Annotated in this window: 7 protein-coding genes; 2 read left to right on the top strand and 5 right to left on the bottom strand. The window is 70.1% G+C overall.

All coding sequences use genetic code 11. The features are described from left to right. Positions 1-322: 322 nt before the first annotated feature. On the bottom strand, positions 323-1,189 hold the full coding sequence (locus BM048_RS17540) for a hypothetical protein (RefSeq protein WP_090035333.1): 867 nt from the start codon (positions 1,187-1,189) through the stop codon (positions 323-325). 211 nt (positions 1,190-1,400) lie between these two features. Here BM048_RS17540 and BM048_RS17535 point away from each other — a divergent pair, with 211 nt between their 5' ends. Then, positions 1,401-1,676 (top strand): helix-turn-helix domain-containing protein, encoded by a 276-nt coding sequence (locus BM048_RS17535; protein ID WP_090035330.1) that lies wholly within the window; start codon positions 1,401-1,403, stop codon positions 1,674-1,676. On the opposite strand, the gene BM048_RS17530 is transcribed toward BM048_RS17535, so the two are convergent. From BM048_RS17530 to BM048_RS17515, 4 genes are all read right to left on the bottom strand, one after another. Beyond that, positions 1,669-2,220, bottom strand: coding sequence for a CueP family metal-binding protein (locus tag BM048_RS17530; protein ID WP_090035328.1), 552 nt, complete (start codon positions 2,218-2,220; stop codon positions 1,669-1,671). The two genes, BM048_RS17535 and BM048_RS17530, sit on opposite strands and share 8 nt — an antisense overlap. An 84-nt stretch (positions 2,221-2,304) precedes the next feature. Further along, positions 2,305-4,500, bottom strand: coding sequence for a heavy metal translocating P-type ATPase (locus BM048_RS17525; protein ID WP_090035325.1), 2,196 nt, complete (start codon positions 4,498-4,500; stop codon positions 2,305-2,307). Positions 4,501-4,729: 229 nt separating this feature from the next. Further along, complete coding sequence (locus BM048_RS17520; RefSeq protein WP_239079071.1) at positions 4,730-5,257, bottom strand: DUF305 domain-containing protein; 528 nt, start codon at positions 5,255-5,257, stop codon at positions 4,730-4,732. A 201-nt stretch (positions 5,258-5,458) separates the two neighbouring features. Then, positions 5,459-5,860 carry a four-helix bundle copper-binding protein gene (locus BM048_RS17515; RefSeq protein ID WP_090035322.1) on the bottom strand — a complete coding sequence of 134 codons (402 nt, stop codon included), beginning with the start codon at positions 5,858-5,860 and terminating at the stop codon, positions 5,459-5,461. Positions 5,861-6,083: 223 nt separating this feature from the next. Here BM048_RS17515 and BM048_RS19090 point away from each other — a divergent pair, with 223 nt between their 5' ends. Next, positions 6,084-6,494 carry a DUF6803 family protein gene (locus BM048_RS19090; protein ID WP_090035321.1) on the top strand — a complete coding sequence of 137 codons (411 nt, stop codon included), beginning with the start codon at positions 6,084-6,086 and terminating at the stop codon, positions 6,492-6,494. The last annotated feature ends 31 nt before the right edge of the window (positions 6,495-6,525 follow it).

The following is a 6,525-nucleotide window of genomic DNA, read 5'->3' as shown; positions in this document are numbered from 1 at the left end:
AGGTCTCTCGAAGAATCACGCGGTGACCGCCTACACGTCTACGACGACGCCCTCACCAGGGCCGGGCTCGCACACCACTCTGCGGGACGCCACTCACCGTCCCCCCAGAAACGGTGCCGGGAATGCCCTGGCCCGCGCCGATCACGGCACGGAGCACCATTCGACACCCGTTGTCGCGACTTGTGAACCCTTGTGTCTCTCGGGTGGCCGAGGCCCGGCGGTGGCGTCATGACGTCAGGTGTGCGCCGACAGGGGAGAAGATGGCACCATCCGCGCCCCGACCTGTGGACCGCGTCGCACTTCAACGATCTGTTAGTCGCCGTCACGAGGCCGCCCGGACCTCGGCGACCCGGTCCGTCGCAGTCGCACCGTCGGACATCGGCGAACGCAGCTTCCGCCTCCGCGTCGTCCGCAGAGCCCTGCGGATCTCGGTGTCGTCGACGACCGACGGGCCTTCGGTGAGCAGCCGGGCAAGGAGGCCCGGGGTGCCGCCTGAACCGCGGAGGACAAGGACCAGTCGGCGAGCCTGCCACGGTGGGAGCTGGAGGCGTTTGGCCAACGGGCGCCATCCGACGGCTGTCGTGCCTGCACCAATGGGCCCGTCCATCTCGGCCGTGTCGTGCACGATTCGCGTCGCGACGTCGGCCGGCCATCCGGCCTCGTGGAGTGCCTGGACGGCAAGGCAAACGGCGGTGTCGAGCGGGCCGCTGTGCACTCCGGACGTGCCTTCGGGTGGCTCCCAGCCGGTCGTGAGAAGCGGCTCGAGGGAAAGGGGACGCCGAATCTCGCCCGCTCGTTCGGCGGCGTCGAGCTCCCAGGCCCGCCTCGCCGAGACACCCCAGCGGTCGGCGAGGATCTCACCCAGCATCGCGCGACGCGCCGTCTGCCACAGGACGCCCCAGGGCGAGTGGACACTGCGCAGGGACGGCTCGAGGAGCTGGAGCCAAACCGCCTCCCAGGCCGTCGCCTCGGCGTGAACGGCGCAGGCTCCCCTGAGTCCGACGTCGACGGCGAGCGGACGGATGACGTGGCTGCGCAGGTACGTCAGGAGCGTCGTCGCGGATGGGCCGTCCCACCCTTCGACGTCGATGGCGGCGAGGTGGTCGAGGAGGCCATCGCGGTCCCGCCGGATCTCTGCTGGCGCCGTCCCTCGAGCGAGCGCGGTGGTATGCGTGCGTCGGTCGTCCATCGTGGCCTCCTCCGTGTGCCGGTCGGAGACGACGCTGCTCAGCGCCTATGCACGTGGCGATGACGCGGAGGCCAAACTGTGGACGTCATTGATGACGCGCGAGCTGTGGGCGGGGCGTTATCGATCGGGACGCTGCGACCTCGGCCCCGTCATCGGCGCGGCTAGTGGATGCCCGGAGAGTGGTGCCCCAACATCCGCTCGGAGGTGGGCCATGTCCGCGACAGCTCAGGTGCACATCACCACCGACCGCAGCCCGGTCGTCCGTGAGGACCGCGTCCTCAACGTCGTGGTCGAGAACGACGACAGGCTGCTCTTGACCGTGGTCGAGGCCGCTCGGCGGCTGGGCATCGGTCGCACTCTCATGTACGACCTGCTCGCCGCCGGCGAGATCACGTCGGTCCACGTCGGACGGCTGCACAAGATCCCAGTGGCAGCGCTCGAGGCCTACGTCGCCCGGCTCACAGCGACCGTCCCGGGGGTCAGGTGAGTTGGAGCGTCGTCAGGCAGGTCGGGCTGCCCTCCGTCGTGCTGAACGGGACGCTGCCACTCAGGTCGCCCTGCGTGATCTCCACCGTGCCCTCGACGTCCTCAGGGAGCCAGTAGCCGACGAACCCGTTGGAGTACGTCGTGGCGCTCTCCTCGATGAGGACGGCGCCGTCAGCGTCGGTGATTCTCACCTCCACCGGCTCCTCGACGAGCTCGCCCTGGCAGCCGGCGAGGCTGTGGAAGAAGCACTCGTGCGTGCTCTCGACGTACGGCGCGATCGACAGGTAGAACTGGCCGTCGTCGAGCGTGACGGCGACCTCCGTGGTGCCGTCGCCGACGAGCACCTCGTCCTCGCGCACCGATGCGGTGAAGTCCAGCGGCCGGCTCTCGGTGGAGGCGTCGAGCTGCGTGACGATCTCCTCACCGGTCAAGCCGTCGAGACCCAGGTCGGCGAGTACGTCGTCGTCGGACGTCGTGGCGGAGCAGCCGGCGAGCAAAGTGGCGCTGGCGACGACGACGGTGGCGAGGGGGAACTGAGAGCGCATGTGGAGATCCTCGCTCACGATGGCGCGCCACTTCGCTGACCGAAATCGCCGTCGGCGATGATGATTCGATGAAGGGTCGTCTCCTCAGGCGGCGGGTACCGCCGTCCGGGACGGCGGTCCGACACGCTGGACGTCGTGTGCTGCGGCTGTCGAGGCCTCCGGGCTCAGGTTGAGACGCCGTAGGAGCTGGGCGTTCGCAGCCACGACCACGGTGGACAGCGACATCAGGATTGCGCCGATCTCCATCGGCAGCACGAAGCCCATCGGGGCGAGAACACCGGCTGCGAGTGGGACGGCTGCGATGTTGTAGCCGGCAGCCCACCACAGGTTCTGCGTCATCTTCCGGTAGCCCGCACGCGAGAGCTGGATGACGGACAGGACCGACCGGGGGTCGTCGGAGGCGAGGATGACACCGGCGGAGGCGATCGCGACGTCCGTGCCGGCGCCGATGGCGACGCCGACGTCGGCCTGCGCGAGGGCGGGTGCGTCGTTGACGCCGTCACCGACCATCGCGACGTTCCGCCCGGCGCCCTGCAGGGAGGCCACCTTGCTGCTCTTGTCCTCGGGGCGCACGCCGGCGAAGACCTGGTCGATGCCGAGCTCAGCGCCCACGGCCCTGGCCACCGGCTCGGCGTCGCCGGTGATCATCACGACGCGGATGCCGAGAGCGTGGAGGGCGTCGACGGCTTCTCGGGACTCGTGCCGGACCTCGTCGGCGAGCCCCAGGGCCCCGGCCACCTGTCCGTCGACGAGCACGTGCAGCACGATCTGGCCGCGATCGGACCATTGCCGGGTCTCGGGCAAGGGGTCGATTCCACGCTCGGTCAGGAGATTCGGCCCGCCGACGGCAACGCGGCGGCCCTGCACGGTGGCGGAGACGCCGACCGCTGTGGACGCCTCGAAGCTGTCGGCCCGGGGCACGGGCAGCCCTCGGCGGCCCGCCTCCGCAGTGATGGCCCGCGCGAGCGGATGCTCGCTGTCGGTCTCTGCGGCGGCGGCCAGAGCGAGGAGCTCGCCGTCATCGGCCCCCGTTGCAGCGACGTCGTGCACGGCCGGCTCACCCTTGGTGAGCGTCCCGGTCTTGTCGAACAGGACCGTGTCGACCACCCGCATCCGCTCGAGCGCGGCCCGGTCCTTGACGAGGACGCCAGCGCGGGCGGCGCGCTCGGTGGAGATCGACACCACGAGCGGGATGGCCAGTCCCAGGGCATGCGGGCAGGCGATGACGAGGACCGTGATGGCGCGGATGACGGCGAAGTCCGGCGTCCCGACGGCGCTCCAGATCGCGACCGTGATCACCGCGGCGATCAGGGCGAACCAGAACAGCCACCCGGCGGCACGGTCGGCCAGCAGCTGCGCGCGCGTCGTGGACGACTGCGCCTGCTCGACCAGACGGCGGATCCCGGCCAGCACGGTGGAGTCCCCGACGGCGTCGACCTGCACGCGCAGAGCGCTGTCGGTCGAGACCGTCCCGGCGACGACCTGGTCCCCGATGGTTCGGCGTACGGGCCTCGACTCACCCGTGATCATCGACTCGTCGACATCGGCGGTGCCGTCGACCACCTGGCCGTCGGCGGGCACCCGGCCACCAGGCCGGACGACGACGACGTCCCCCAGCGCGAGCGAGGACGGGGCGGCCATGACGGTGGAGTCACCGTCCACCTTCTCCGCCTCGTCGGGCAGGAGTGCCGCCAGGGAATCCAGCGCCGACGACGTCTGCGCCAAGGACCTCATCTCGAGCCAGTGCCCGAGCAGCATGATGACGACCAGGAGGGCGAGCTCCCACCAGAAGTCCAGGTCGTGCGCGAGCAGCCCGAGCGTGGCGCCCCACGACGCGACGAACGCGACGCTGATCGCCATCCCGATCAGCAGCATCATCCCGGGCTTGCGAGCCCGAACCTCGGTGATGGCTCCCGTCAGGAACGGCCGCCCTCCCCAGAGGTAGATGACCGAGCCGAGGATCGGCGCAACCCAGGCCACCCCCGGGCTGTCGGGGAGCGAGTAGCCGAGGAGGTCGGCGAACATACCGCTGAGCAGGACGGTCGGCACTGCCAGCGCGAGGTTGATCCAGAACAGGCGCCGGAACAGCGCGACGTGGTCGCCGTGCCCGTTGCCGTGCTCCCCGTGACCGCCGCTTCCGCCATGGCTGTTGCCGTGGTCCCCGTGGCGGCTGCGGCCGTGTTCGGCGCCCGGGCGCTGGCCGTCGTCGACGGCGGAAGGCCCCAGACCTCCGCTGTGCGCGTCCACGTGCGACGGGAGGTGATGACCCTCGTGCTCCATCTGGCCGGCGTCGTGGCCACCGTGGCGGTCATGAGCCGGCGGATCGGTCCTCGGTGCTGTCCGGCCACGCTGCCCACGCTCGGGACGCACTTCGCCCTTGATGTCGTGGCCCTGGTGCGCGTCGCTCATGGCTCTTCTCCTCGGCCCGTGCCTCACCGTCGTCGCCAACCTATACCCCTGGGGGGTATGGTCGAGAGCTACCGGCTGAAGTCCGATATTCCCGATCAGTTCAGGGGCTCGGGCACGAGCGCAGCGCGGTGCCGGGGAAGTCGGGGACGGGGCGCGCGTCGGCCTCAGCCGCCGTCGCCGCGATGCCGTTGCGCTGGATGTCCTCGATGAGCCAGTCCATCTCGGCGATCTCGCGCTGCTGGGCCTCGATGATCTCGACGGCGAGCTCGCACACCCGCACGTCCTCGATCTGCGCGCGCTCGGAGCGGGTGATCGCGAGGGAGTGGTGGGGGATCATCGCGCGCATGAAGGCGGTGTCACCCACCGTGACCTGGCTGCGGTCGAGGGCTACGCCGCCGGCGAGAAGCAAGACGCTGACGACGACAACGGCGATGTTCGCCTTGGCGTTCTTGTACATGTTCAGCATCCAGCCGAGCATGATCAGGCCCATCGTGCCGCCCATGGTGATGGCCATGAAGACGCGGCTCTGGCTGAAGCGCACGTGGCTCCACTCCCACGAGCCGACGAACATGACCCAGTACATGACCACCATGGCCGTGAGGATCATGGCCGCGAATCGGAGGTACATGCCTTTCATCGGATGACCCTGCCCGCCGCCGTGCTCCTCACCACCGTGATGGGCGCCGCCATCGTGCTGGTCCGTCGAACCGCCCTCGTGTTCACGCTGTGTCGGCATCGTCTAGTCCTCCTCGTCTCGCTGTGTCACCTGCCGGTGTACTTCACCGGCTCGCGCGCGGCTGGGGGCAGCCGCCGGGGCGCGGGAGCAGGTTCAGCCGAGGGCCGCGAGCAGCTCGCCGCACGCCGTCTCGCAGTCCCGGCACGCCTCCGCACAGATGCGGCAGTGCTCGTGCATCCCTGCGTGCTGCTCGCACTCGTCTCCGCAGGCGCGGCAGGCGGCGATGCACGCCTCGAGGTGGGCGCGCGTGAGGTTCGCGTCGTAGGCGGTGTGGCGGGACAGGATCCGCGCCGTCGTCGCACAGCTGTCGGCACAGTCGAGGTTCGAGCGGATGCACTTGCGAAGGTCCGCGACCATCTCCTCGCTAAGGCACGCGTCCGCGCATGCCGTGCACGCCTGCGAACACGCAACGAGGGCGTCGATGACCATGGCCAGCAGCTGGCGGTCGAGGTTGATCGTCGCGGGGTACGTGTCGAGCATCTCGCTGGTCTTCATGTCGGCCTCCTGGCGGTAGGTCGTGCGGCCGGCGCCCGGCGCGCGCCGCGGGACCTTTTCGACGCTACGAAGCCGCTAGCGTGCGCGCGCGGTGAGAGGGCCAAGGCCGCCATGAAGGTTTCATGAAGGCCTCAGCCGAACGTCGTACGAGAAGGCGCCCAGCGCCGGGCGCTCAGCGGTGAGTCGAGCAACGGCCCCACCGAGGCGTGCACAGCATCCGGCGATGTGGATGACGCGGATGCGCAGGTGTGGGCGGCGGCTGGCGAGTGGGCGTGAGGTCCCGCCACCGGGCTACGGCACGTCGTCGGGCGTCGGGCTAAGCAGCGGTTATGCCGCTGACCGCCCAGCGGCGGCGGGCCTGGGTGGGGCCGTCGTCGTCGCGGCTTGTGCCTTGGTCGGCATCTTCCTCGTCGTGGCCCACGTCGCGATGATCGCGGGCATGCTCGACCCGTCCGGCGTCGGATGGGACGCGACCCATGTCATGAACGACGGCCCCACCATGGACGGCGCGACGCAACGACCCCCGGCTCCGCGGGCGTCACGATGCCCCGACCGTCGCAGGCCTGGGCAAGTGGCGTCCCGCAGAGTGGTGTGCGAGCCCGGCCCTGGTGAGGGCGTCGTCGTAGACGTGTAGGCGGTCACCGCGTGATTCTTCGAGAGACCTA

This window comes from Cellulomonas marina (genome assembly GCF_900111925.1).
GTDB classification, from domain to species: Bacteria; Actinomycetota; Actinomycetes; order Actinomycetales; family Cellulomonadaceae; genus Cellulomonas; species Cellulomonas marina.
The sequence above is the reverse complement of the archived record's forward strand: the minus strand, read 5'-3'. Positions and strand labels throughout refer to the sequence as shown.

Coding starts and splice junctions, on each gene's coding strand:
- BM048_RS17540 (WP_090035333.1), bottom strand. CDS start 1,189: ATGGACGACCGACGCACGCATACCACCGCGCTCGCTCGAGGGACGGCG.
- BM048_RS17520 (WP_239079071.1), bottom strand. CDS start 5,257: ATGTACCTCCGATTCGCGGCCATGATCCTCACGGCCATGGTGGTCATG.
- BM048_RS17535 (WP_090035330.1), top strand. CDS start 1,401: ATGTCCGCGACAGCTCAGGTGCACATCACCACCGACCGCAGCCCGGTC.
- BM048_RS19090 (WP_090035321.1), top strand. CDS start 6,084: ATGTGGATGACGCGGATGCGCAGGTGTGGGCGGCGGCTGGCGAGTGGG.
- BM048_RS17530 (WP_090035328.1), bottom strand. CDS start 2,220: ATGCGCTCTCAGTTCCCCCTCGCCACCGTCGTCGTCGCCAGCGCCACT.
- BM048_RS17515 (WP_090035322.1), bottom strand. CDS start 5,860: ATGAAGACCAGCGAGATGCTCGACACGTACCCCGCGACGATCAACCTC.
- BM048_RS17525 (WP_090035325.1), bottom strand. CDS start 4,500: ATGGAGCACGAGGGTCATCACCTCCCGTCGCACGTGGACGCGCACAGC.